This is a genomic window from Pantoea sp. UBA5923 (genome assembly GCF_002431095.1).
Lineage (GTDB): Bacteria > Pseudomonadota > Gammaproteobacteria > Enterobacterales > Enterobacteriaceae > Pantoea > Pantoea piersonii.
The window spans coordinates 109,716-132,535 of the sequence record NZ_DJDN01000020.1 but is presented as its reverse complement, the minus strand read 5'-3'; the positions used below and the strand labels follow the sequence as shown (position 1 = coordinate 132,535).

The 22,820-nt window shown below is 61.5% G+C and carries 19 protein-coding genes; 7 read left to right on the top strand and 12 right to left on the bottom strand.

Annotated features, from left to right (window positions below):
- From dhbA to B3797_RS05195, 4 genes are all read right to left on the bottom strand, one after another.
- Nucleotides 1-729, bottom strand: a 729-nt coding sequence (gene dhbA, locus B3797_RS05210; RefSeq protein ID WP_311790578.1) for a 2,3-dihydro-2,3-dihydroxybenzoate dehydrogenase, incomplete at its 3' end; no start/stop codon positions are given.
- Complete coding sequence (locus tag B3797_RS05205) at nt 726-1,580, bottom strand: isochorismatase (RefSeq protein ID WP_311790577.1); 855 nt, start codon at nt 1,578-1,580, stop codon at nt 726-728. The genes B3797_RS05205 and dhbA, both read right to left, overlap by 4 nt.
- A 17-nt stretch (nt 1,581-1,597) precedes the next feature.
- Nucleotides 1,598-3,214 carry a (2,3-dihydroxybenzoyl)adenylate synthase gene (locus B3797_RS05200; RefSeq protein ID WP_311790576.1) on the bottom strand — a complete coding sequence of 539 codons (1,617 nt, stop codon included), beginning with the start codon at nt 3,212-3,214 and terminating at the stop codon, nt 1,598-1,600.
- 10 nt (nt 3,215-3,224) lie between these two features.
- Entirely contained in the window at nt 3,225-4,403 is a 1,179-nt protein-coding gene (locus B3797_RS05195; protein ID WP_311790575.1) for an isochorismate synthase, read from the bottom strand.
- A gap of 195 nt (nt 4,404-4,598) precedes the next feature.
- On the opposite strand from B3797_RS05195, the gene fepB reads away from it, so the two are divergent.
- Nucleotides 4,599-5,546 carry a Fe2+-enterobactin ABC transporter substrate-binding protein gene (fepB, locus tag B3797_RS05190; RefSeq protein ID WP_414693034.1) on the top strand — a complete coding sequence of 316 codons (948 nt, stop codon included), beginning with the start codon at nt 4,599-4,601 and terminating at the stop codon, nt 5,544-5,546.
- Here the strand turns inward: fepB and entS are convergent.
- A complete protein-coding gene (entS, locus tag B3797_RS05185; RefSeq protein ID WP_311790573.1) occupies nt 5,541-6,791 on the bottom strand; it encodes an enterobactin transporter EntS in 1,251 nt (416 codons plus the stop codon). The genes fepB and entS overlap by 6 nt on opposite strands.
- 143 nt (nt 6,792-6,934) lie before the next feature.
- On the opposite strand from entS, the gene fepD reads away from it, so the two are divergent.
- The 3 genes from fepD to B3797_RS05170 are packed head-to-tail and all read left to right on the top strand — an operon-like array spanning nt 6,935 to nt 9,722.
- A complete protein-coding gene (gene fepD, locus B3797_RS05180) occupies nt 6,935-7,924 on the top strand; it encodes a Fe(3+)-siderophore ABC transporter permease (protein ID WP_311790572.1) in 990 nt (329 codons plus the stop codon).
- A gap of 8 nt (nt 7,925-7,932) precedes the next feature.
- Nucleotides 7,933-8,901, top strand: coding sequence for an iron-enterobactin ABC transporter permease (fepG, locus tag B3797_RS05175; protein ID WP_409373268.1), 969 nt, complete (start codon nt 7,933-7,935; stop codon nt 8,899-8,901).
- Nucleotides 8,898-9,722: an ATP-binding cassette domain-containing protein gene (locus B3797_RS05170; protein ID WP_311790571.1), complete on the top strand. Its 825-nt coding sequence runs from the start codon at nt 8,898-8,900 to the stop codon at nt 9,720-9,722. Before fepG ends, B3797_RS05170 begins: the two co-directional genes overlap by 4 nt.
- A gap of 135 nt (nt 9,723-9,857) precedes the next feature.
- Here the strand turns inward: B3797_RS05170 and B3797_RS05165 are convergent, their stop codons facing one another.
- Genes B3797_RS05165 through fes form a run of 3 tightly spaced genes read right to left on the bottom strand, consistent with a single transcriptional unit; the run spans nt 9,858 to nt 15,241 of the window.
- Entirely contained in the window at nt 9,858-13,778 is a 3,921-nt protein-coding gene (locus tag B3797_RS05165) for an enterobactin synthase subunit F (RefSeq protein WP_311790570.1), read from the bottom strand.
- Nucleotides 13,771-13,989 carry an MbtH family protein gene (locus tag B3797_RS05160; RefSeq protein WP_311783227.1) on the bottom strand — a complete coding sequence of 73 codons (219 nt, stop codon included), beginning with the start codon at nt 13,987-13,989 and terminating at the stop codon, nt 13,771-13,773. The genes B3797_RS05165 and B3797_RS05160 overlap by 8 nt, the downstream gene beginning before the upstream one ends.
- A gap of 40 nt (nt 13,990-14,029) precedes the next feature.
- Complete coding sequence (fes, locus tag B3797_RS05155) at nt 14,030-15,241, bottom strand: enterochelin esterase (protein WP_311790569.1); 1,212 nt, start codon at nt 15,239-15,241, stop codon at nt 14,030-14,032.
- Nucleotides 15,242-15,515: 274 nt separating this feature from the next.
- Here fes and B3797_RS05150 point away from each other — a divergent pair, with 274 nt between their 5' ends.
- Nucleotides 15,516-17,750: a TonB-dependent siderophore receptor gene (locus tag B3797_RS05150; RefSeq protein WP_311790568.1), complete on the top strand. Its 2,235-nt coding sequence runs from the start codon at nt 15,516-15,518 to the stop codon at nt 17,748-17,750.
- Here B3797_RS05150 and pmrB read toward each other — a convergent pair whose 3' ends face one another.
- From pmrB to dacB, 3 genes are read right to left on the bottom strand one after another with little or no spacing between them, the layout of a single operon-like run.
- Nucleotides 17,751-18,809: a two-component system sensor histidine kinase PmrB gene (pmrB, locus tag B3797_RS05145; RefSeq protein WP_311783224.1), complete on the bottom strand. Its 1,059-nt coding sequence runs from the start codon at nt 18,807-18,809 to the stop codon at nt 17,751-17,753. It lies immediately after the preceding gene.
- Nucleotides 18,806-19,468 (bottom strand): two-component system response regulator PmrA, encoded by a 663-nt coding sequence (gene pmrA / locus B3797_RS05140; RefSeq protein ID WP_311783223.1) that lies wholly within the window; start codon nt 19,466-19,468, stop codon nt 18,806-18,808. The genes pmrB and pmrA overlap by 4 nt, the downstream gene beginning before the upstream one ends.
- Before the next feature lie 3 nt (nt 19,469-19,471).
- Nucleotides 19,472-20,905, bottom strand: coding sequence for a serine-type D-Ala-D-Ala carboxypeptidase (dacB, locus tag B3797_RS05135; RefSeq protein WP_311783222.1), 1,434 nt, complete (start codon nt 20,903-20,905; stop codon nt 19,472-19,474).
- A 250-nt stretch (nt 20,906-21,155) separates the two neighbouring features.
- Here dacB and greA point away from each other — a divergent pair, with 250 nt between their 5' ends.
- Nucleotides 21,156-21,632 carry a transcription elongation factor GreA gene (gene greA, locus B3797_RS05130; RefSeq protein WP_120455408.1) on the top strand — a complete coding sequence of 159 codons (477 nt, stop codon included), beginning with the start codon at nt 21,156-21,158 and terminating at the stop codon, nt 21,630-21,632.
- 121 nt (nt 21,633-21,753) lie between these two features.
- Here the strand turns inward: greA and yhbY are convergent, their stop codons facing one another.
- Nucleotides 21,754-22,047, bottom strand: coding sequence for a ribosome assembly RNA-binding protein YhbY (gene yhbY, locus B3797_RS05125; protein ID WP_120455410.1), 294 nt, complete (start codon nt 22,045-22,047; stop codon nt 21,754-21,756).
- 126 nt (nt 22,048-22,173) lie between these two features.
- Between yhbY and rlmE the strand changes: the two genes are divergently transcribed.
- On the top strand, nt 22,174-22,803 hold the full coding sequence (gene rlmE, locus B3797_RS05120) for a 23S rRNA (uridine(2552)-2'-O)-methyltransferase RlmE (RefSeq protein ID WP_311783221.1): 630 nt from the start codon (nt 22,174-22,176) through the stop codon (nt 22,801-22,803).
- Nucleotides 22,804-22,820 lie beyond the last annotated feature (17 nt).

Below are 22,820 nucleotides of genomic sequence, written 5' to 3'. Positions count from 1 at the left end.
CACGATATCCTGCAGCACGACATGGCTGGCGAGATCCGAGGCGAGGAACAGTACGTTATGGGCGATCTCCTGCGGTCTGGCGATCTTACGCAGCGGGATCCCAAGCTTATATTGATCCGGGAAGCCGTCGATCATCTCCTGTTCGGCGGTTGGCGTATGCCACAGGCTGCGCTGCATCTCGGTATCGGTCGAACCGGGCGAAACGATATTGCACCGAACGCCATAAGGCGCCATCTCCAGGCCCACCGTCAGGGCAAGGCTGCGCAGCGCGGCTTTCGACGCGCCGTACGCTGACATGCCAATACGCGGCGCGTGCGCCGAGTTAGAGGCGATAGTAACGATGGCACCCGCCCGCTGCTGGCGAAAGAGCGGCAGCGTCTGCTGAAACATATTAAAGGCGCCGCCGACATTGACCGCCAGACAGGCCTGGAAATCTTCAAATGAGATTTCATCGGTCGCGCCGATGCGCAGGATGCCCGCGCCATTTACCAGCACGTCGAGCCGCGGCTGCTGCGCCAGCAGAGGCTGGCACGTCGCTTTCACCTGCTCCGGGTCCGCAACGTCCAGCCTGTGGCAGGCGAAAGGGTAGTCATGGTCGTGAAAGCGCAGGTCGAAGCCCTGAACCTGCGCGCCCGCCGCATGGAAAGCGAGCGCGGTGTGATAGCCGATGCCCTGGCCTGCGCCGGTTACCCAGACGATTTTACCGCTGAAGTCGAAGTGCTGGCTCATTGTGCAGGCTCCCGCGACAGCAGCGTCCACCAGCCGTCGATGGTCGGGTTTTTTGCCAGGCTAACGAAGTCGATATCGCTGTGAACCTGACGCCAGCGCGCCGCCAGCGCCATCATGCGAACAGAATCCAGACCGTAGTCGATCAGGTTCTCGCTATCTTCCGGCACGTCGTCATCCTCCAGCAGCGGCAGGATCAGCGCGCGCAGATCGTCTTTGCTGAGCGGCAGCGGCATCAGATCGGCGGTCATCACTACTTTGCCGCTGCGTCCGGCGGTATAGGTCAGCGCCATCATATGCTCTTCGCGGCTAAAGTCAGCCAGCGCATCTGCTACCATAAAGGGCTGAATATTACGCATAAAGGCGTCGGTGGCAGTAGTGAGGCAGCCGATGTGCGCATAAACGCCGGTGATGATCAGCTGGTCGCGACCCATCTCCTGCAGGATCGACTCCAGCGGCGAGCGTACAAAGGCGCTGTAACGCCACTTGGTCAGTACCTGATCCTCCGCATCGGGTGCCAGCGCATCCACGATCTTCTGCTGCTCCGGATGTTTGTTCAGGCCCGGCCCCCACATATCGTTGAGCAGCGCACGATCTTCATCGCTCTGCTGATTGGGCTGCGCGGTATAGAACACCGGAATGCCCTGCGCCTTACACCAGGCGCGCAGGCGGGCGATATTCTCCACCACCTGATTAACCAGCGGGCTGTTTTCGCCCCAGAAGTTAAGGAAATAGGCCTGCATATCATGAATAAGCAGCGCGGCGCGCTGCGGCTCCAGCGTCCATTTCACCTTGTTGGTGGGCAGCTCAGCGGCGGCAGGCAGCGGATATGAGGTCAGTTTTGGAATAGCCATAAAATCTCCGGAACAGGTCAGGCTTGTGCTTGTTGATCGGCAAGCTGTTGGCGCAGGCGTTTCTTGTCTACTTTGCCGACGGGCGTCAGCGGCAGTTCATCCACGCAGGTAATACGGTCGGGCAATTTATATTCGGCGACGCCCAGTTCGCGCAGGTGGCGTCGCAGCGCCACCGGTTTGATCGGCTGACGGGAAACGATAAAGGCGCAGCTCTTTTCGCCCATCAGCTCGTCCTGCATCGACACCAGCGCCGCATGGATCACATCGGCATGGCGCTGCAGAAGGTTTTCAATCTCCTCTGCGGCGATCTTTTCGCCGCCGCGGTTGATCTGATCTTTTTCACGGCCCTGTACGGTGATGTAGCCCTGCGGGTTAATCTCGATCAGATCGCCCGAGCAGTAAAAACCCTCGGCGTCGAAGCTGGCCGCGTTGTGCTCCGGGCTTTTGTAATAGCCGCGAAAGGTATAGGGGCCGCGCGTCATCAGACGGCCGATAGTGCCGCTCGGCAGCGGATTGCCGTTTTCGTCTGCCACCCAGACCTCATCGTCCGGTGAAATCGGACGGCCCTGGGTGGTGAGTATGGTTTTCTCGTCGTCGTCGAAGCGGGTGTAGTTCACCAGGCCTTCCGCCATGCCGAATACCTGCTGCAGCCTGCAGCCGATCTCGCTCTGAATGCGCGCCGCGATGGTTTCGCTCAGCCTGGCTCCGCCGACCTGCATGCGCTGCAGAGACGCCAGCGCCTTATTGCTGCCCCACTCATTGATCGCCTGCAGCCAGAGGCTGACGGCGGGCGGCACCAGGCCGGTGTCGGTCACCTGATGCTTTTCGATCAGCGGGAAGCAGTTCGTCGCGCTGGGATCTTCGGCCAGAATCACCTGGCCGCCCGCATAGAAGACGCCCAGCGAGCCGGGCGAACTCATTGCAAAGTTATGCGGCGCGGGCAGGGCGATCAGGTAACGCGTTTCAGCCGTGACTGCGCAGATCTCATCGCTGGCGCGAATGCTGTAGTAGTAGTCATTATGGGTGCGCGGGATGAGTTTCGGCGTACCGGTGCTGCCGCCAGAGAGCTGAAAAAGAGCCACTTCGTCGGCGGCGGTCGGCGTTGGCCGGTAGTCGCCCGCCGCTTCGGCCATCAGCGCTTCCAGGGTATTTTCCGGCTGGCTGTCATTGCGCAGGATCACCTGCCGCAGCGACGGCTGGGCAGTGCACAGCGCGTCGATAAAGCTATCGTCGGCGAACAGCGCATGGCGGCGATCGGCGATCAGCAGCGCGGGTTCGATCTGCGCGGCATAGGCCTGCAGCTCGGTGCGCTGGTGGCTGAACAGCGCATAGACTGAAACGACGCCCAGCTTAAACAGGGCGAAGACGGTGACGTAGAAATCGGCAACATTGCTGAGCTGTACCAGCGCGGTATCGCCGTTTTTCAACCCGCGGCGCTGTAGCGCGGCGGCGAGGTTGTCGCTGCGCTGCGCCAGCTGACGGTAGCTCAGCTGCAGATCGCCCTCAATAACGGCGATGGCGTCGCTGTTTTTATGACGCTCCAGGATATCGGTCATTGGCACATCCAGCCAGTAACCTTTCTCGCGGTAGCGCGCCGCCAGATCGTCTGGCCAGCGGTGGTATGGGATCGACATGGTATTTCCTTTATTGCAGTCCAAAAGCGCGCAGCATGGTGTCGAGCTTGACACCGGTCTCGCGCCATTCTGATTCCGGTTGCGAATCCGCCACGATGCCCGCGCCAGCGAACAGGCGCACCCGCGCGCCCTGTACGGTGCCGCAGCGGATGGTCACGACCCATTCGCCGTTGCCCTGATCGTCGCACCAGCCGACGATTCCGCCGAACAGCCGACGGTCAAACGGCTCCAGCGTCTGGATCAGCTGCTGCGCGCGCTGATGCGGGAAGCCGCTCAGGGCTGGCGTTGGATGCAGCAGACAGGCGAGTGACAGCGCGTTCTCCTGTTCGTCGAGCGCTTCGCCGTCGATCTGCGTCGCCAGATGCCACAGCGTGGCGGTCGTCAGCAGAGAAGGGGTAGCGGGAACCGAGAGCAGGCGGCTGCGCGGCTGCAGCACCTCACGCATCGCGTCCGTCACCAGCTTATGCTCGTGGCGATCTTTCGCTGACTGCATCAGAGTGTCGCCGGCTGCTCGGTCGCGCTCGGCAACGGCGTCGCGACGCGCAGATCCGGCGAGCGGACAGGAGCTGAAATCACGTCCCTTTTTACGCAGCATCAGCTCCGGGCTGGCACCGACCAGCGAACCGCCCTGCGGCAGCGGCAGGTGAAAGTGATAGCTGTCAGGGTTTTGCGCCACGATGCGCTGCATCAGCGCGGCGATATCCACCGGCTGTTCCGTCACGATATCCATCAGGCGCGACAGCACCACTTTATCCAGTTCACCGCGCTGCGTGGCCGTAACGGCCTGCGCCACCATCGCGGTAAAAGCGTCGTGCTCCGGTATGGCGGCGCGGCGACGCACCTGCGGCAGCGGCGGCTGAACGGCTGGCAGCGCACCTTGTAAATCGGCGCGGTCAAAGGTCTGATGCGATTCAGGAATAAACAGCGCGGCGGGCTGCGTGACGTCGAAGGGAATAGCGCCGACCAGGATCGGATGGGCAATACCCTGTTTTTTTGCCGCGGCGAAGTGGCGGCGCAACTGCTGTTGAAAATCGCCGTTTAGCGCATCGCCATCGGTCACCGGGGTGGTGACGGTGGTGTAGCAGCCTTGCGTAGCGATACTGCGCCACGGAGATGTGAAGATAAAACCCCGACACAGCGCGGAGAAATCCTCAAGCAGGGGATTTCCAAACGTCAACGTTTCAACCATAATTTTCACCTATAAATGATAAGATAATTAATAATGATTATCATTTGTATTGTGGTTCTGTAACCTACGTTGATTGGGCCGGAGTGTCAATAAATTCGCGGCGTTGAGCGCGCAATCTCCGCATCTTTCAGAAAGGTGGCAGGGCCTTGTCTTACAGTAAAAGGTGGACTGAATCTTATGTTTAAGCGGACTTTTATGACGGTGGCCGCGCTGGTTTTCGTCACGTTGCTGGCTAACCCGGACGCGCGGGCCGAAGGCGGCTGGCCGCGCACGCTGCAAAGCGCCCACGGCAGCGTGACGCTGCCAAAAGCGCCGCAGCGTATCGTCTCGACCAGCCTGACGCTGACCGGCTCGCTGCTGGCGATCGACGCGCCGGTAATCGCCAGCGGCGCTACCGCCCCAGGCAGCCGTCTGGCCGACGATCAGGGTTTTTTCCGTCAGTGGGGCGACGTAGCGAAGCGCAGAAACGTCAAGCGTCTCTATATCGGCGAACCCAGCGCTGAAGCAGTAGCCGCCGAAGCGCCGGATCTGATTATCGTCAGCGCTACCGGCAACGATTCCGCCATCAAGCTGGTGGATCAGTTCTCGGCCATTGCGCCGACGCTGGTGGTGAACTATGACGATAAAAGCTGGCAGCAGCTGGTGACGCTGCTTGGCGAAGCGACCGGCCACGAAGCTGATGCGGCGGCGCGCGTTAAGGCGTTTGATGAGCAGGAGGCGGCGCTGAAACAGAAAATCACGCTGCCGCCGCAGCCCGTTTCCGCGATGGTATTTAACGGCGACGGCCGTGCGGTGAACCTCTGGACCAGCGAATCGGCGCAGGGCAAGCTGCTGGAGCAGCTCGGCTTTACGCTCGCCGTACCGCCCGCCAACCTGCAGCAGATGCACAGCATGGGCCAGCGCAAAGATATTATTCAGCTCTCTGGCGAAAACGTCGCCAGCGGTCTGAACGGCAATAGCTTCCTGCTGTTTGCCGCAGAAGATCAGACAGCGCAGCAGCTGATGCAAAACCCTTTCCTGGCGCAAACCGCAGCGGTGAAGCAGCGGCAGGTTTATGCGCTGGGCGCGGATACTTTCCGGCTCGACTACTACAGCGCCAGCCATCTGCTGACGCGTCTGGAGCAGCTGTTCGTTAAGTCATAACGCCTCGTCCGCCAGCGTCGGCGCTGGCGGCTGATAGCGTCGCAGCCTCGCCATCAGGAGCCACATCACTAACCCCAGCAGCGCCGCGCTGAAACCGAAAAGCGCGGTGGCCTGCTGCGGCAGCAGCCATGTCCCCATCGCGCCGATCAGCGCCGCGCCGACTGCATCGCCGGTAACATTCTGCGCCGTCCAGAGACTGTTGATGCGCCCCAGCAGCGCATCAGGCGTCAGCGACTGGATTAGCGTGTATTGCACCAGGCTGTTAATGGCGCTGAAGTAGCCGAACGCCGCCAGACACGCCAGGCTGAGCGCGAACAGCGGCATCAGGCTAAACAGCCCAAGCGCAAGGAAGGCGGCGACGGCGCTGCCCAGGATCAGCCGCCCAGGCTGCGGCGACTGCGTCAGGCGTCCGCTGGTCAGCGCGCCCAGCGCCGCGCCGAGCGGCACAGCTGCATACATCAGGCCCAGCTCATCAAGACTGATCTGCCAGTGCGGCGCCAGCGCCGGATAGAGCACGCGCGCCGCGCTTGCCAGCGTAACCAGCGCGCCGATCAGCGCAGCCATACCGACCACCGGCGCGGCGAAAAGAAACTGCACGCCGCTGGCAAGCGCCCTGAGCGGATGCTCGCGCGGCTGGGGCGGCGGCGGCATCACGGGCAGCCTGAGCAGGGTCAACACGGTGAGCAGCGTACCGAAGGCAGCGAGCGCGTAGTTCCACGCCGCGCCGCCATGCGCCAGCACCACGCCGCCGATAGCGGGCGAGAGGATTGCGCCGAAGCGCACCGTCAGCATGGTAATGGCGCCCGCCTGCATCAGGTTTTCGCGTCCTACCAGCGCCGGGGTCGCCGCCAGCAGCGCGGTGACGCCGATCGCGCCGAAAAACCCGTCCCACAAGCCCAGCAGAAAAACCGCGCTGACCGAAGGCGTCGGCAGTGAAGCGTTAACGGCCAGCGCCACGAAGCCGAGGCCGCAGGTGGAGCGCGCAATCAGGATCAGACGTTTGCGCTCATAGCGATCTGCCAGCACGCCGCCGGTCAGCAGCCCGATAAACATGCCTGCGCCCGCCAGGGTAACCGCCAGCCCGACCAGCGCGGGGGAGCGGGTCAGCTGCTGGATTTGCACCGGAACGGCAACTGCCAGCATGCCGAGCGCGACAATAGAGATAAAGCGAGCGATAAAAACCGCGCGGAAAGCGGGGTGGGTCTTCAACAGGCTGAGATCGATCAGGTGGGAGGGTTTGGTCATTTCTATGCCTTTTGCTGCGGTTTTCCTCGTTATGGTCGAGGCGAATCATGGTAACATACAAAATACGAGTAATAACGATAACAAGTATCATTATCAAATTGATGCGCCAGACGCGTCAGTGAACAGTGAAGGTTCGGAACGTTATGCGCCAACTCACCGCAATAGCCGCCTCAGGGATGCTGCTGTTGCTCTTGCTCGCGCTCAGCCTGATGCTCGGCGCTAAATCGATCGCCATCCATGATGTTTATCTTGCCCTGACCACACGCTGCGGCGGCGCCGACTGCATAATTGTGCGCGAAGCGCGCCTGCCGCGTACTCTCGCAGGTTTGATGGCGGGTTGCGCGCTGGGGCTGGCAGGCGCGCTGATGCAGAGCCTGACGCGTAATCCACTCGCCGATCCCGGTATCCTGGGTGTTAATGCGGGCGCAGGTTTCGCCGTGGTGCTCGGCATCGCCCTGTTCGGCGCGGATTCGCCCGCCGACTGGCTCGGCTTCGCCTTTGGCGGCGCGCTGCTGGCGTCGCTGCTGGTGGCGCTGACCGGCGCGCTCGGCGGCGGCCGCGTCAATCCTGTGCGCCTGACCCTGGCGGGCGTGGCGCTGGGCGCGGTGCTGGAAGGGCTGACTTCCGGTCTTTCTCTTCTGAACCCCGATATTTACGATCATCTGCGCTTCTGGCACAGCGGCTCGCTGGATATTCGCAGCTTTGCCGTACTGCGCGTGACGTATCCGGCTGTGGCTGTGGGTGTGCTGGTTGCGCTGCTGCTGTCGCGCTCGCTCAACAGCCTGAGCATGGGTGGTGACCTGGCGACAGCGCTCGGTACGCGCGTGGCGCGAACGCAGATTCTGGGACTGCTGGCTATCGCCCTGCTGAGCGGCGCCGCGACGGCCGCCGTAGGCCCGATCGCCTTTGTCGGGCTGATGACGCCGCATCTGGCCCGCTGGCTGTGGGGCAACGATCATCGCTGGATGCTGCCCGGCACGCTGCTGATTACGCCCTGTCTGCTGCTGGCCGCCGATATTCTTGGACGTCTGATGGTGCCCGGCGAGCTGCGTGTCGCCGTCGTTACCGCGCTGCTCGGCGCGCCGATGTTGATTGTGCTGGTACGCCGCAAGCTGGGGAGAGGGCAGGTATGAGCCGGGCGATGAGGCATACCATCTGGCTGCTGGCGGCCTGCGCGCTGCTGGCGTTTTTTGGCGTCACCCGCGGCGCGCTGCCGATTACGGGCGCGCAGCTCTGGCAGCTAATCACCGGCGAGGCGGCGCGCAACGTTCAGCTGATCGTGCTGGAGTGGCGTCTGCCGCGCGTGGCAATGGCGTTGCTGATCGGCGCGGCGCTGGGCGTCAGCGGCGCGATTTTTCAGTCTTTGCTGCGCAATCCGCTCGGCAGCCCCGACATACTCGGCTTCAATACCGGGGCCTACAGCGGCGTGCTGGTGGCGCTGGTGCTGTTTCACCAGCACAGCGAAGCGATAACGCTGGCGGCGCTGCTGGGCGGCGTACTTACCGCAGGCGTGGTCTATCTTTTCGCCTGGCGCAACGGCGTCGAGACCTTCCGACTGATTATCGTCGGTATCAGCGTGCGTGCGCTGCTGATGGCGCTCAACGGCTGGTTGATTATCAGCGCCTCGCTGGAGGCGGCGCTCAGCGCGGGATTGTGGAGCGCCGGATCGCTCAACGGCATCACCTGGGCGAAAACGACGCCGGTAATCGTCGTGCTGCTGGCGGCACTGCTGATGACCGCGCTAATGGCGCGGCGTATGCGTCTGATGGAGATGGGCGATGATACCGCCTGCGCGCTGGGCGTGTCGGTGGAGCGCAGTCGGCTGTGGCTGATGCTGCTCGGCGTGGTGCTGACCGCCGCTTCGACCGCGCTGGCTGGCCCCATCTCATTCGTTGCGCTGCTGGCACCGCAGATCGCTCGTCGCCTGTGCGGCGGCATCAAAGGCGCGCTGCCGCTGGCGGCGCTGTGTGGCGCGCTGCTGCTGCTGGCGGCGGATTACGCGGCGCAGCACCTTTTCCTGCCTTATCAGCTGCCGGTTGGCGTGATTACCGTCAGCCTCGGCGGGCTTTATCTGATTGCACTACTGGTTCGGGAGGCACGACGCCAATGACAGAGAAAATTGCTCGCCTGCAGGGCGAAGCGCTGACGCTGGGCTACGAGAAGAAAATTGTGGCGGAGGCGCTGTCGGTAACGATTCCGGATGGTGAACTGACGGTGATTATCGGCCCCAACGCCTGCGGCAAATCGACGCTGCTGCGGGCGCTGAGCCGTCTGGCGCCGCCGCTCAAGGGGCAGGTGCTGCTCGACGGCGAGGCGATTTCGCGTTTCTCTACCAAAGAGGTGGCGCGGCGTCTCGGTCTGCTGCCGCAAAGCTCGCAGGCGCCGTCGGGCATCAGCGTCAGCGAACTGGTGGCGCGCGGCCGCTATCCGCATCAGCCTTTGTTTGGCCGCTGGCGCGATGAGGATGAAGCGGCGGTACAGCAGGCGATGCAGGCGACCGGCGTGGCGGATATTGCTGCGCAGCCGGTGGATCAGCTCTCCGGCGGTCAGCGCCAGCGCGTCTGGATCGCTATGGTGCTGGCACAGCAAACGCCGCTGCTGCTGCTGGACGAACCCACGACCTGGCTCGATATTACCCATCAAATTGAACTGCTGGAGCTGATGCAGGATCTGAATCAGCAGCATGGCCGCACGCTGGTGGTGGTATTGCACGATCTCAATCAGGCGTGTCGCTACGCCACTCATCTGATTGCGATGCGCAGCGGCGAGATTATTGCCGAGGGCAAGCCTTCGGAGATTGTTACGCCGGAGCTGATTGAGGCGGTGTACGGATTGCGCTGCATGATCGTGCAGGACCCGGTGGCACATACGCCGATGATTGTGCCGCTGGGGCGCGGCGGAAGCGGAAGGACGAGTCAAAAACCGCACTAAACATGGCAGAGCGGGTAGTCTGGTCTGAAGAGCAAAGCGTCCCGCGCCATGGATGGCGCGGGCCGAGCGGGCATGGATGCCTTGAGCGACTTTGCGATCGGACCAGACTACCCGTGACCGCACCTTACTCTGGAATCAGGCAAACTTTGCCAGCAACTGCTGCAGCTGCGGGCCGATCTGCGCAAACATGCGCGGCGAGATAATCTCTACGTGGGCGCACGCCAGCGGCCGCACCTCAAGCTCGCCTACATAGGGCGCCCAGGCGCGGCGCGCATCCTGACCCGGCTGCTGCGTCTGGGTAGCGAGGAACAGCGTGGCGCGGCCGTTGAAGCGCGCGCTGCGCGCCGTCGCCAGCAGGCGTACCGAACTGGCGTAGTTGGCCTCAATCGCATCGAACATCGCTTCCAGCCCTTCGCCCGCCTGCTGACGCTGCGCGGCGACAAACTGCTCACGTTCGCGGTTAACCTCATCCAGCACCGCCGGATCCAGCTGGTTCTCGCCACGTTTCTCGTCCCAGTTCTGCGTCTCAGGCGGCCAGGTATCAAGCAGGCCGAGGAACGCCACCTCTTCGCCAAGCGCCTCCAGCCGCGCGGCGATGCCCTGCGCCAGGGTGCCTCCGAGCGAATAGCCGAGGAAGTAGTAAGGACCGTGCGGCTGCTGCTGGCGCAGCGTGGCGAGGTGCGCGTCGCAGACCGCGTCCAGATGCGCCGCCTGACTGAGCGGGCCGCTGGCGTCGGGCGACTGGATGCCGACGATTGACCAGCGCGCGTCAAGATAGCGCTGCAGAATGCTGAACTGCCAGGCGAAGCCCGACGCCGGATGGAAGCAGAAGAGTGTTGGCCCGCTGCCCTGGCGCAGCGGCAGCACCGGCTCGAAACCGGCGTTTTGCGCTGCCTGCGCGTCGCTCAGCAGGGCCGCCAGCTTCTCAACCGTAGAGGCGACCATAATCTGACCGACGGAAACCGGCAGTTGCAGTTCGCGCCGCAGCTGCGCTGCCAGACGCATCGCCAGCAGCGAATGACCGCCCAGCGCAAAGAAGTCCTCCTGTGCGCCGACGCTGTCGCGCGCCAGCAGCGCGGCGAACGCCTCCGCCAGCTGCGTCTCCAGTCCCGGCAGCGGCGCGCGGCCCGCGTCGTTCGCGCGGCTTTGCGGCAGCGGCAGGGCTTTGCGGTCCAGCTTACCGTTGCTGCTGAGCGGCAGCGCCTCCAGCTCGACGATCGCGACCGGCACCATATGCGCGGGTAGCTGCTGCGCCAGCGCGGCGCGTATCGCCTCGGCATCAACTGGCCGATCTGCCACGACATAGCCTACCAGCTGGCGCGCGTCGCCCTGCTGCGCGCTGGCGTTGCCCAGCACCACCGCGTGCGTTACCGCCTGCATAACGCCGGGCAGCGACGCCAGCGCATGGTCAATCTCATTCAGTTCAATACGCTGGCCGCGGATCTTTAGCTGATCGTCGCTGCGGCCCAGATATTCCACCGCGCCGTTAGCGAGCCAGCGCGCCACGTCGCCTGTGCGGTACATGCGCGTGCCGTTGCCGAAGGGATCGGCGACAAAGCGGCTGGCGGTGAGATCGGGGCGGTCAAGGTAGCCGTGTGCCAGCTGCACGCCGGTGAGATAGAGATCGCCAGCGACGCCCGGCGGAACAGGCTGCAGGCGCGCATCAAGAATGCGTAAGCCGGTGTTCCAGACCGGGAAACCGATCGGCACGCTGGCGCCTTCTACCGACGCCAGCTCAGGGCCGAAAGCGGGATAATAGCTGACGTCTACCGCCGCCTCGGTCGGGCCGTAGAGGTTGTGCAGCGGCACCCGGGTCAGGGCTTCCCACTGGCGCGACAGCCCGGCAGGCAGCGCTTCGCCGCTGCAGAAGACGCGGCGCAGGCTGGCGCAGCGCGCCACGGCTTCGTCATCCTGTAATGAGGCGACGAACGCCGCCAGCATTGAGGGAACAAAGTGCGTGGTGGTGACGCGCCAGCGCGCGAAGAGCTGCTGCAGCGCGTCGGGATCGCGGTGCGCGTCCGGCGGCGCCATTACCAGCTGCGCACCCGTCAGCAGCGGCCAGAAAAATTCCCAGACGGAGACGTCGAAACTGCTGGGAGTCTTTTGCAAAACCACGTCGTCGGCGGAGAGCGGATAGCTCTGCTGCATCCACATCAGCCGGTTAACGATCGCCTCATGGCCGACCAGCACCCCTTTTGGTCGCCCGGTCGAGCCGGAGGTATAGATAATGTAGGCGCCGTCCTGCGGACGCGGATGCTGAGAGTGCTCGCGCTCGGCAACCGCTGGCAGCAGCGCGTCATAAAAGAGCGGCGCGACAGGCGAAAGCGCGGCGAAACGCGCTGCCAGCTCGTGGCTGGTGATCAAGGTCTTCGGCGCGGCGTCCTCCAGCATCATTCGCAGGCGATCGTCGGGATAGCCGGTATCAAGCGGCAGATACGCCGCGCCGACGCTGACGATCGCCTGCAGCGCCAGCGACAGAAAGATCGAGCGCGGCAGCGCCACGGCGACGATATCGCCGCGTTGCACGCCGCTGGCAGTCAGCTGCTGCGCCAGCGCCTCGACCTGCTGACGCATCTCGCGGTAGCACAGCTGGTGACGGCTGTCCGCCAGCGCGGGCGCGTCTGGCGTGCGCAGCGCCTGCGCCTGCAGCAGGCTGCTGAGCGTCGCTTCCGGCAGCATTATGGCGGTCTGGTTGATGCGATCCAGCTGCTGATGCTCCGCCTCGGTCAGCAGATCCAGTTCGCCGCAGGGACGCTCCGGCTGCGCCGCCAGCTGCTGCAGCAGCAGATCGAAACGGCTGGCGTGCTGTGCCAGTACGCTCTCCTGATAACGTTCGGCGTTGGCCAGCAGCTCCAGCGTAAGCTCGCCCTGTTCGCTGATATAGATAGCGATCTCCAGATCGCGCACCGGCCCCGAAGCGAGCTGATGCGTTATGCCCTCGATGCCGTTGAAATCGAGCTGATAGTCAAACATCTTCAGGTTGATAACTGGCCCGTAGAGCGGATCGCTATCGCCGAGGCGGCCTGCGTCGCGCTGAACCTGCTCGGCGTCGAAGCGCTGATGGCGGCGCATCTTTTTCACTTCGGCGGCCAGCTGGTTTGCCAGCGCGCTAAGCGGCTGAGCGGGATCGTAGTGCACCGCCATCGGCAGCACGTTAATCACCGGGCCGGTGGCGCAGAGCGCCGCCGAGCCGATGCGGCGCATAAAAATAAAGCCTGCGGCGAAATCATTCTGGCCGCTCAGGCGCGCCAGCCAGAGCGCCACCAGCGCAAAGGCGGCGTCGGCCGCGCTGACGGCCATCTGCTGCGTCAGCGTCTGGAAAAGCGCGCGGTCTGGCGAGAAAGCGTGGCGCAGCAGCGCGGTGCTGGCGCTCTGTCCAGCCAGCGGCAGTGCGGAAAGGGTGGCGGGCGGCGGCAGCTGCGCGCTCTTCTCACGCCAGAAGTCGCGGTCTCGCTGCCAGGTCGGCGACGCCTGATAGCGCTGGTACTCCTCAACCACGTCGCTAAAAGGCACAAACGGGGTCGGCTCCGGCGTTTCGTTGCGCATCCACGCGCTGTAGAGGTTGGCGATGCGGCGCGTCAGGGCGGTAAAGCTAAAGCCGTCTACCACCAGGTGGTGATAACGCTGATACCAGAACCAGTGCTGCTCGCCGAGGCGCATCAGCTGGTGATGCCACAGCGGCGCGCCGCTCAGCACGCGCAGATCGCCGGACATGTCGGCGCGCATCAGGGCGCGCGCGGCGGCTTCTGGATCCGCCTCCTGGCGCAAATCGACAACCTCAGGCAGCGTAAAGGCCTGCGGCGACAGCCACTGCACCGCTTCACCCTCACGTTCGCCAAAGGCCATATTCAGCGTATCGGCCTCCTGCATTCCGGCGACGATCGCCTTGCGCAGCAGCGCGCTGTCCAGCTCGCCGCGCAGCTCGACAAAATGCGCGACCGCATAGGCGTTAGTCTGTTGCGACAGCTGATCGGCCATCCAGATGCCGGGCTGCGCCGCAACCAGCGGCAGGATTTTCTGGTCGGTATGAAGGGGATTCATCAGGGTCTCAGACATGGTCGCTCCGGTTCGCGTTCGGGTAAGCCGGGCGAATATCGCGCCAGTTTGCATTGAGCCAGCTCAGACATTCCGCCTGCGGCCGGGGGCCGAATACGCTGCGCCAGCCGGCGGGCAGCGCGCGGAAAGCAGGCCAGAGGCTGTATTGCTGACAAGCGTTTATCAGCACGAGACAATCCTGCTGCGGATCGTCAAAAGGATTAGGTTGCATATCGGTCTCCTGCCCGCAACAGCCGGGCTAGCCAGGCGATTTAAAGAAGATGCTGCCACATTGCTTTCAGTCCATTGAGCAGCCCGCCGCGCCAGCAGAGCGCGTCGTGGCCGCCGTCGACCGGGTGGAAAATGACCTGATGTCCCGCTGCGGAGAGGTCTTGTTGGAGTTGTTGGTTTGCTTTAAAGATCAGATGCTCGCGGCGTCCGGCTTCCAGATAGAAGCGCGACGGCGAAAGACGGTAGTCGCCCTGCTGCAGCTGCTGGATCAGCCTGCCGTTGGCCTGGCCGCGCTCCGGCCACCAGAACGAGCCGGAAAGGCTGATGGCGCCGCCGAAATGGTGCGGCCAGTTAAGCGCCGCCCAGACGGATGACAGCCCGCCAAAACTCTGCCCGCTCACCAGCGTCTCGGCGGCGCTGGCGCGATGCGGCGCCCAACCCTGCAGCTGCGGCAGCAGCTCTTCCTGCAGGGCCAGCCAGAAATCGGCATTGCAGGTCAGCTCGCGGCTGCGATGTTCGCGATCGATGATATCGATCATGACGTAGACCGCCGGCGGTAGTTCGCCGGCGTCGGTCAACTGCTGTAGCGGCCAGGCGATCGGCATGCTGTTGGCCCAGAACTGACCATCCAGCAGCAGCGCCAGCGGGCGCTCGCTCGGCTGTGCCTCGCCGGTCGCGTAGACCCACACTGAACGGTGATTGCCGAGGCGCGCGCTCTGCCAGATATAGTGCTGCAATGGCAGCACAGGCGCGCAGCCGCTGTCCACCGCCTGCCAGACATGCTGTTCGGGCGCTTCGGGCAGATGCAGCGGCGACACACGCATACCGCGCCCGCCCGCCCAGCCGCGCAGCGGATTTAGCGGATCGTTCTGCGCGGTGGGAAACTTCTTGCTCCACCAGGCGCGCAGGGTCTGCATATCTGGCTCGCCCGCAAATGAGGCGGGATCGCTGTCGGGTATCAGGCAGTAGCTGCCGCGCCAGCTGGCGGGAAGCTGCGTGCGCCAGAACCAGACGTCGGTGCCTGCAATACGGCTGAGCGAGCGGGGCGTTGTGCGCTGATGATGGTCGGTGACGCCGGTAATATTGATCCAGACGCGGCGGACAGGGGAGGTGGCTTCACTCCCCTGCGGATCGCGCCAGAAAAAGGTCACGCCACATTCGCCGTTACCGACCAGTTCAATTAAGGGAAGACCCTGCTGCCTTAAGGTGTGCCACCAGGATTCACTGCCGGTTTCGTTGGTTAACCACGTCATAAATAGAGTATTTACTGGGCCAGATGCGCGCAAAGTTTCACAGATGTTATGAATAATACTATTGATAATTATTTGCATTTGCAATAGGGTGTTTCCCGCTCCGACATCAGGAGCGCGCGCGTTCCGCCAGCCTCATTAGCCTGTGTTGTCAGACGGATGTTCCGCGATGGAAAGCCTGGGTGCGGCTGGAATGCTTGCTTGCAAGGAAAGACTCTTTCACCGGCGCGCCCGCAGGAGACGAACAGGTTTCTGCTGGCAATCCAGGAACATAAAAATGCTTAAATTATCCCGTTTGTCATTAGCCATTTTGATTGAACTCGGCCTGACTGCTACCAGCGTACAGGCCGCAGACAGCAGCACTACCTCTGCTTCCAGCGGCGGCGACACGCTGGTAGTCAGCGCGGCGCAGCAGAATCTGCAGGCGCCAGGCGTTTCGACTATCACCGCCGACGAGATTAAAAAGCGCCCGCCTGCGCGCGACGTGTCGGAAATTATTCGCACCATGCCGGGCGTCAACCTGACCGGCAACTCCACCAGCGGCCAGCGCGGCAATAATCGCCAGATCGATATTCGCGGCATGGGGCCGGAAAACACCCTGATTCTGATAGATGGCATCCCGGTCTCCAGCCGTAACTCGGTGCGTCTGGGCTGGCGCGGCGAGCGTGACACGCGCGGCGATACCAACTGGGTGCCGCCGGAGATGATCGAACGCATCGACGTCATCCGCGGCCCGGCGGCGGTGCGCTACGGTAACGGCGCGGCGGGCGGCGTGGTGAATATCATCACCAAAAAATATGACGACCAGCAGTGGCATGGTTCCTGGAACGCCTACTACAACGTGCCTGAGCATAAAGAAGAGGGCGCGACCCGGCGCACTAACTTCAGTCTGGAAGGGCCGCTGGGCGATGATGTCAGCTTCCGTCTCTATGGCAACCTGGCGAAAACCCAGGCGGACGCTTACGACATCAACGAAGGGCATGCGGCGGAACGTACCGGTACCTACGCCGGAAGCTATCCGGCGGGTCGCGAAGGGGTAATCGATAAGGATATTAACGCCATGCTGCGCTGGGCGTTCGCGCCGATGCAGGCGCTGGAGTTTCAGGCGGGCTATAGCCGCCAGGGCAATCTCTACTCCGGCGATACCCAGAACACCAATACCAGCGATCTGGTGAAAAGCTTCTATGGCAAAGAGACCAACCGGCTCTACCGCCAGAACTTTGCGGTGAAGTGGACCGGCGCCTGGGATAACGGCGTCAGCACCAACAGCTACGCGCGTTATGAAAATACGCGCAACTCACGCATCAACGAAGGGTTGGCCGGCGGCACCGAAGGCATCTTTTCTAACAGCGGCTTCAATACGATTGAGCTGAACGATGTGCTGCTGCATAGCGAAATCAGCGTGCCGTTCGAACTGCTGGTGAACCAGACCGCCACCCTTGGCGTCGAGTGGAACCAGCAGCGTATGAAAGATCCCTCATCCACCACCCAGACCGCCTCTGACGGCGCGGTGCCCGGCATCTCCAGCAGCGGGCGCAGCCCCTATTCGCAGGCGGAGATCTTCTCAATGTTCGCCGAAGACAATCTGGAGCTGACCGACAGCACTATGCTGACGCCCAGCCTGCGCTTCGATCACCACTCAATCGTCGGCGATAACTGGAGCCCGTCGCTTAATCTGTCTCAGGGCCTGGGCGATGACTTTACGCTGAAGATGGGCATCGGCCGCGCCTATAAAGCGCCGAGCCTCTACCAGACCAACCCGAACTATCTGCTCTACAGCAAAGGGCAGGGCTGCGCCGCCAGCACCGGCTCCTGCTATCTGCAGGGCAACAGCGATCTGAAAGCGGAAAACAGCATCAACAAAGAGATTGGGCTGGAGTGGAAGCATGAAGGTTATCAGGCAGGGCTGACCTGGTTCCGCAACGACTACCGCAACAAGATTGAGGCGGGTTATGCGCCGTCCGGCAAAGCCTCTAACGGCACCACTGACATCTATAAGTGGGAGAACGTGCCGAAAGCGGTGGTCGAGGGGCTGGAAGGAACGGTGAACGTTCCTGTGACTGACAGCATCGCGTGGAATAACAACTTCACGTACATGCTGCAGAGCAAGAATAAAGAGACCGGCGATCGCCTGTCGATTATTCCTAAATACACGCTCAACTCCACGCTGAGCTGGCAGGCGACGCAGGATCTGTCGCTGCAAACCACCTTCACCTGGTACGGCAAACAGGTACCGAAAAAGTATGACTACAAAGGCAATGCCGTAACCGGCAGCGCGACGAAACAGGTAAGTCCTTACTCCATCATCGGGCTAAGCGGCACCTATGACGTGAATAAATACGCCAGCGTAACGGTCGGTATCGACAACCTGTTTGACAAGCGTCACTACCGGCAGGGCAACGCGCAGACCACCGGCAATTCCACGACGGGCGCTTATCTCTATGGCGCGGGCGCGAATACCTACAATGAATCAGGCCGTACTTATTATGTCAGCCTGAATACCCATTTCTGATCAGTTAAGACGCAACGGCAGTACGCAGCGGGCAATCAGCCCGCTGCGATCGCTGCGATTGATTAACTTCAGCTCGCCGTAGTGCATCTGCAAAATGCGCAGGACAATATTCAGTCCCAGACCGCTGCCGCCGTAGCGCTGATCGCGACGGCGAAACGCTTTAGTCAACTCTTCCGCCGCCTCGGGATCGATGCCCGGCCCCTCATCAATAACGCTGAGAATAATGTGGCTGTCACTCTCTTCCAGGGTTATCTCTATCAGGCTGCCCGTTGGGCTGTAGCGCGACGCATTCTCCAGCAGGTTGCGCAGCAGCAGACGCAGCAATACCGGCTCGCCCTGGCTTTGCGCTACCGCTTTTTTCGGCCAGATAATCTGCTGCTGGCGCGCATCGACTAGCTCTCGCATCTCTGGCTGCAGCGGCTGGAGGATTTCAGTCAGCCAGTGAACAGGCTGCGCAAGCCCGCTGGCCAGCGCCTGGCTGGCGCGCGCCAGCATCAGCAGCTGTTCAACGGTGTGCATCAGCTGATCGATGCGCGCCACCAGCATCTCGCTGTGCGGCACGCCCTGCTGCTGCAACAGCTCAAGATGCAGGCGCAGGCCGGCGAGCGGCGTGCGCAGCTCATGGGCTGCGTCTGCCGTAAACAGACGTTCCTGCTGCAGCGTATGGTCAAGGCGCGCCAGCAGCTGATTAATTGCGCCGGTAACCGAGACGATCTCTTCCATATCGGAATGAATGTCGAGCGGCGTGAGGTTATCGGCGGAGCGCTGCGCCAGGCTGGTCTGCAGCGCGCGGAGCGGACGCACGATCCAGCTAATTGCCCAGAAAGAGAGCACCAGCGTCAGGCCGACCATCACGACAGAGGGCAGCAGCAGCGAGGCGATCGCTTCGCGGATCTCATTTTCAACGCGATCGTTGCGCGCCTTAGCGGAGAGGGTTTCGTTAACAAGAAAGCCGATCTGTTCACGGCTTTCGTGCCACAGCCAGAACGCGCTCATGATCTGGCAGGTCAGCAGAATCAGCGCCAGCATAATCAGTAAGCGCTGACGCATACTGTTCATTCGCGGTTCTCCAGACGATAGCCGACGCCGCGTACGGTTTTAATCCGGTCCTTGCCCAGCTTGCGACGCAGATTATGAATATGCACTTCCAGCGTGTTAGAGCCGGTATCATCCTGCCAGCTGTAGAGATCCTGCTGCAGGGTTTCGCGGTGCACGTTTTGTCCAATGCGCATCAGCAGACGCGTCAGCAGCGCGAACTCCTTGGGCGTGACGTCGAGCGGCTGGTTCTCCAGCAGCACCTGTTGCGAAGAGAGGTTGAGCGTCAGATCGCCCTGGCGCAGCAGGTTATCGCTGTGACCCTGATAGCGGCGGATCAGCGCGCGCACGCGCGCCTGCAGCTCTACCAGCGCCAGCGGCTTAACCAGATAGTCGTCGGCGCCGGCGTCGAGTCCTTCCACGCGATCCTGGAGTGCATCGCGCGCGGTCAGGATCAGCACCGGCAGGTCGACGCCGGATCGCCGCCACTGACGCAGCAGATCGCCACCGTCGCGATCCGGCAGGCCGAGATCCAGCACGATCAGGCTGTACTGCGCGCTGTGCAGCAACGCATCCGCCTCGGCGGCGCTGGCGGCGCAGTCAACGGCGTAACCCTGGCTGCTCAGGGCCTGAGTCAGGCCCGCCTGCAGCAGTACATCGTCCTCAACGATCAATATTTTCATGCGCTAATTGTTCTGATAGATATCCCGATAGAGTCGGCTCTCAAAGCGTACCAGCGGAACGCGCCGCGTGCGTTGATCCTGCGGCGGTACGGCATAGCCTGACAGGTATTGCACAAAGGCGACGCGCGCGCCGCTGGCGGTGGTAATAAAGCCCGCCAGATTATAGACGCCCTGCAAAGAGCCGGTTTTGGCTGAAACTTTGCCGTCGACGCCCGCCTCATGCAGACCGCCGCGATACTGCAGCGTGCCGTCATGGCCCGCCAGCGGCAGCATGGAGATGTAGTCCAGCGTCGCGTCGTTTTTCGCAATGTACTGCAGCACCTGCATCATGGTATCGGGCGCGATCAGATCGTGGCGCGACAGCCCCGAACCATCAACCTGGATACTGTTGCCTAAATCAATGTTGGCTTTCTCGCGCAGGATGCGGCGGACAGCGTCCGAACCGGCGCGGAAGGTGCCAGGCACGTTGAAATAGTGATGGCCGATGGTGCGGAATACCGTATCGGCAATCATGTTGTCCGACTTTTTCAGCATAGTATGCAACAGCGAATGCAGCGGTGCCGACTGGGTCGACGCCAGTACGGTGCCCGGCGAAGTGACCTGCGTCTGGCGCACCAGATGGCCGCTGTAATCGATATCGGCCTGGCGCAGCTCCTGCTTCAGGATCTCGCCAGCCCAGGCAGCGTCATCCTGTACCGCGAACGCCAGCGGCAGCGGTTCCGCGCGCTGGCGCATACAGCCGGTCAGCGTATAGCGGTTAAGTTCGCCTGGCACCACGTCGAGTTCGCAATATTGCCCTTCGCCGCTGTTGCGGCCAATCGTGCGCACCTGGCTGAACATATGAGCGGGATAGTAAGAGGCGATGCGCACAAAGGCGGTTTCGCCTGGGGTGCTGGCGCTATAGAGCGAGACAGAGAAGCAGTTTTTATCCACAATCGCTGCGCCCGGCGGCGCGCTGAAGCACTGCGTCAGATCGTTCCACGGCCAGCCCGGTGCCATGTCATGGCTGGCGAACACCGAGGTGTCGATCACCAGGTTGCCTTTAATATGGGTTACGCCCTGCTTCTTTAGCGCGGCGACCATATTGCGCAGATCCTGACGGCCCAGCGTAGGATCGCCGGCAAAACGCGCCACCAGATCGCCGTTTAGCGTGCCATCGCTGATGGCGCCTTTGGTCTCCAGCGTGGTCTGAAAGCGGTAGTCACCGCCCAGCTCCAGCAGCGCCGCCAGCGCGGTAATCACCTTCATGGTACTGGCGGGCAACGCCATCTGTTTGCCGTGATAATCGATTATCGGGGCGCTGGCACCCACTTTCTGCACCATCAACGCCAGATTGGTGCCATCAGGCAGATACTGCATGTATTCATCTACGGGCGCTGCTTGTGCCTGCAGCATAAACGCACAGGTTAGTCCGGTAACAAGTCGTGAAAATCGCATAATCTCGCGGTAACTGGCAGGTGAAGCCGTCAATACTACGTCCCGCAGTGGTGCAAAGTAAACGATGACCAGCAGGGAACTCTGGGTTAAAATACGTATCAAAATGCAAAACCACTTTCTGGCCTGGAACCTTTTCCGGGTCAGGATTCTTTTATTTGCAAAACGAGGGTCAGGCCCTGCAGAACCGGTTTTTCTGTGGACACTGGTCAGGATGACGCCGTTAAAACAGGAAAGAGAGCGAGGAGCTTAAATGAATCAGATTCCGATGACGTTAAGGGGCGCCGAAAAGCTGCGCGAAGAGCTGAACGAACTGAAAACCGTCAAACGCCCGCGTATCATCGCCTCAATCGCTGAAGCGCGCGAACACGGCGATCTGAAAGAGAACGCCGAGTACCATGCCGCTCGCGAAGAGCAGGGGTTTTGCGAAGGCCGTATTCAGGAGATCGAAGCCAAGCTCTCTAACGCGCAGGTTATCGACGTGACCGCCATTCCGAACAATGGCCGCGTGATCTTCGGCGCGACCGTAACCGTACTCAATACCGATACCGACGAAGAGTCGACCTATCGCATCGTGGGCGATGACGAAGCGGATTTTAAGCAAAATTTGATTTCCGTTAACTCGCCGATGGCGCGCGGTCTGGTAGGAAAAGAGGTGGACGATGTGACCATCATCAAAACCCCGGGCGGCGATGTTGAGTATGAAATCCTTAAAGTGGAATACCTTTAAGGGACAGCTACGCTTTGAAAAGCGTCGAAGCATTATGTAAAGAATGGAAAAGGCCGCGATGCGGCCTTTTAACCCATGCGGGAGCATGGCACTTTCTCTGGCCGGTTTTACGGCGCGCGCATTAGCGCGGCAGAGAGATCTTGCTCTCTTTAGAAGGGCGATACAGCACCAGCGTTTTACCGATTACCTGCACGTTGCTGGCTTTGGTTTCACGCACGATAGCCTCAACGATCAGCTGTTTGGTTTCACGATCTTCCGAGGCGATTTTCACCTTAATCAGTTCGTGATGTTCCAGTGCGGATTCGATTTCGGCCAGCACGCCTTCGGTCAGGCCGTTGCCGCCCAGCATCACCACCGGTTTCAGTGGATGGGCGAGGCCTTTAAGGTGCTGTTTTTGTTTGGTACTTAGATTCATCGTATTTTTTGCTTACTCAGGGATTGAAAACGGTTCATTCTACCGCCATCTCGGGGTTATCACCAAATCAACGCAACCCATTGCGTGCAGGTTTATCGCTGCGATGACGATTTAGTTGAGAAAATTATGACGGGTAAAAAGCGTTCGGCCAGCTCCAGCCGCTGGTTACAGGAACACTTTAGCGATAAATATGTGCAACAGGCACAGAAAAAAGGGTTGCGTTCGCGCGCCTGGTTTAAACTTGATGAAATACAACAGGGTGACAAGCTTTTCAAACCCGGTATGACCGTGGTAGATCTGGGGGCGGCACCCGGCGGCTGGTCACAGTATGTGGTGCAGCAAATTGGCTCTTCGGGACGCATTATCGCCTGCGATATTCTGCCGATGGATCCTATCGTCGGCGTCGATTTCCTTCAGGGCGATTTTCGTGAAGAATCGGTGATTAAGGCGCTGCTCGATCGCGTAGGCGATCAAAAAGTGCAGGTGGTGATGTCAGATATGGCGCCCAACATGAGCGGGACGCCGGCCGTAGATATTCCCCGGTCGATGTATTTGGTTGAACTGGCGCTCGAAATGTGTCGGGATATCCTGGCGCCGGGCGGCAGTTTTGTAGTGAAAGTGTTTCAGGGAGATGGCTTCGATGAATACCTGCGGGAAATTCGCTCCCTGTTTACGAAAGTGAAAATTCGTAAGCCGGACGCTTCGCGATCACGTTCGCGCGAAGTGTACATTGTGGCGACAGGGCGCAAACTATAGCCCAATTGATGAAGTTG

What these genes read in the sequence shown, in the direction of transcription:
- B3797_RS05205 (WP_311790577.1), bottom strand. Translation starts at nt 1,580, where the DNA reads ATGGCTATTCCAAAACTGACCTCATATCCGCTGCCTGCCGCCGCTGAG.
- B3797_RS05200 (WP_311790576.1), bottom strand. Translation starts at nt 3,214, where the DNA reads ATGTCGATCCCATACCACCGCTGGCCAGACGATCTGGCGGCGCGCTAC.
- B3797_RS05195 (WP_311790575.1), bottom strand. Translation starts at nt 4,403, where the DNA reads ATGGTTGAAACGTTGACGTTTGGAAATCCCCTGCTTGAGGATTTCTCC.
- fepB (WP_414693034.1), top strand. Translation starts at nt 4,599, where the DNA reads ATGACGGTGGCCGCGCTGGTTTTCGTCACGTTGCTGGCTAACCCGGAC.
- entS (WP_311790573.1), bottom strand. Translation starts at nt 6,791, where the DNA reads ATGACCAAACCCTCCCACCTGATCGATCTCAGCCTGTTGAAGACCCAC.
- fepD (WP_311790572.1), top strand. Translation starts at nt 6,935, where the DNA reads ATGCGCCAACTCACCGCAATAGCCGCCTCAGGGATGCTGCTGTTGCTC.
- fepG (WP_409373268.1), top strand. Translation starts at nt 7,933, where the DNA reads ATGAGGCATACCATCTGGCTGCTGGCGGCCTGCGCGCTGCTGGCGTTT.
- B3797_RS05170 (WP_311790571.1), top strand. Translation starts at nt 8,898, where the DNA reads ATGACAGAGAAAATTGCTCGCCTGCAGGGCGAAGCGCTGACGCTGGGC.
- B3797_RS05165 (WP_311790570.1), bottom strand. Translation starts at nt 13,778, where the DNA reads ATGTCTGAGACCCTGATGAATCCCCTTCATACCGACCAGAAAATCCTG.
- B3797_RS05160 (WP_311783227.1), bottom strand. Translation starts at nt 13,989, where the DNA reads ATGCAACCTAATCCTTTTGACGATCCGCAGCAGGATTGTCTCGTGCTG.
- fes (WP_311790569.1), bottom strand. Translation starts at nt 15,241, where the DNA reads ATGACGTGGTTAACCAACGAAACCGGCAGTGAATCCTGGTGGCACACC.
- B3797_RS05150 (WP_311790568.1), top strand. Translation starts at nt 15,516, where the DNA reads ATGCTTAAATTATCCCGTTTGTCATTAGCCATTTTGATTGAACTCGGC.
- pmrB (WP_311783224.1), bottom strand. Translation starts at nt 18,809, where the DNA reads ATGAACAGTATGCGTCAGCGCTTACTGATTATGCTGGCGCTGATTCTG.
- pmrA (WP_311783223.1), bottom strand. Translation starts at nt 19,468, where the DNA reads ATGAAAATATTGATCGTTGAGGACGATGTACTGCTGCAGGCGGGCCTG.
- dacB (WP_311783222.1), bottom strand. Translation starts at nt 20,905, where the DNA reads ATGCGATTTTCACGACTTGTTACCGGACTAACCTGTGCGTTTATGCTG.
- greA (WP_120455408.1), top strand. Translation starts at nt 21,156, where the DNA reads ATGAATCAGATTCCGATGACGTTAAGGGGCGCCGAAAAGCTGCGCGAA.
- yhbY (WP_120455410.1), bottom strand. Translation starts at nt 22,047, where the DNA reads ATGAATCTAAGTACCAAACAAAAACAGCACCTTAAAGGCCTCGCCCAT.
- rlmE (WP_311783221.1), top strand. Translation starts at nt 22,174, where the DNA reads ATGACGGGTAAAAAGCGTTCGGCCAGCTCCAGCCGCTGGTTACAGGAA.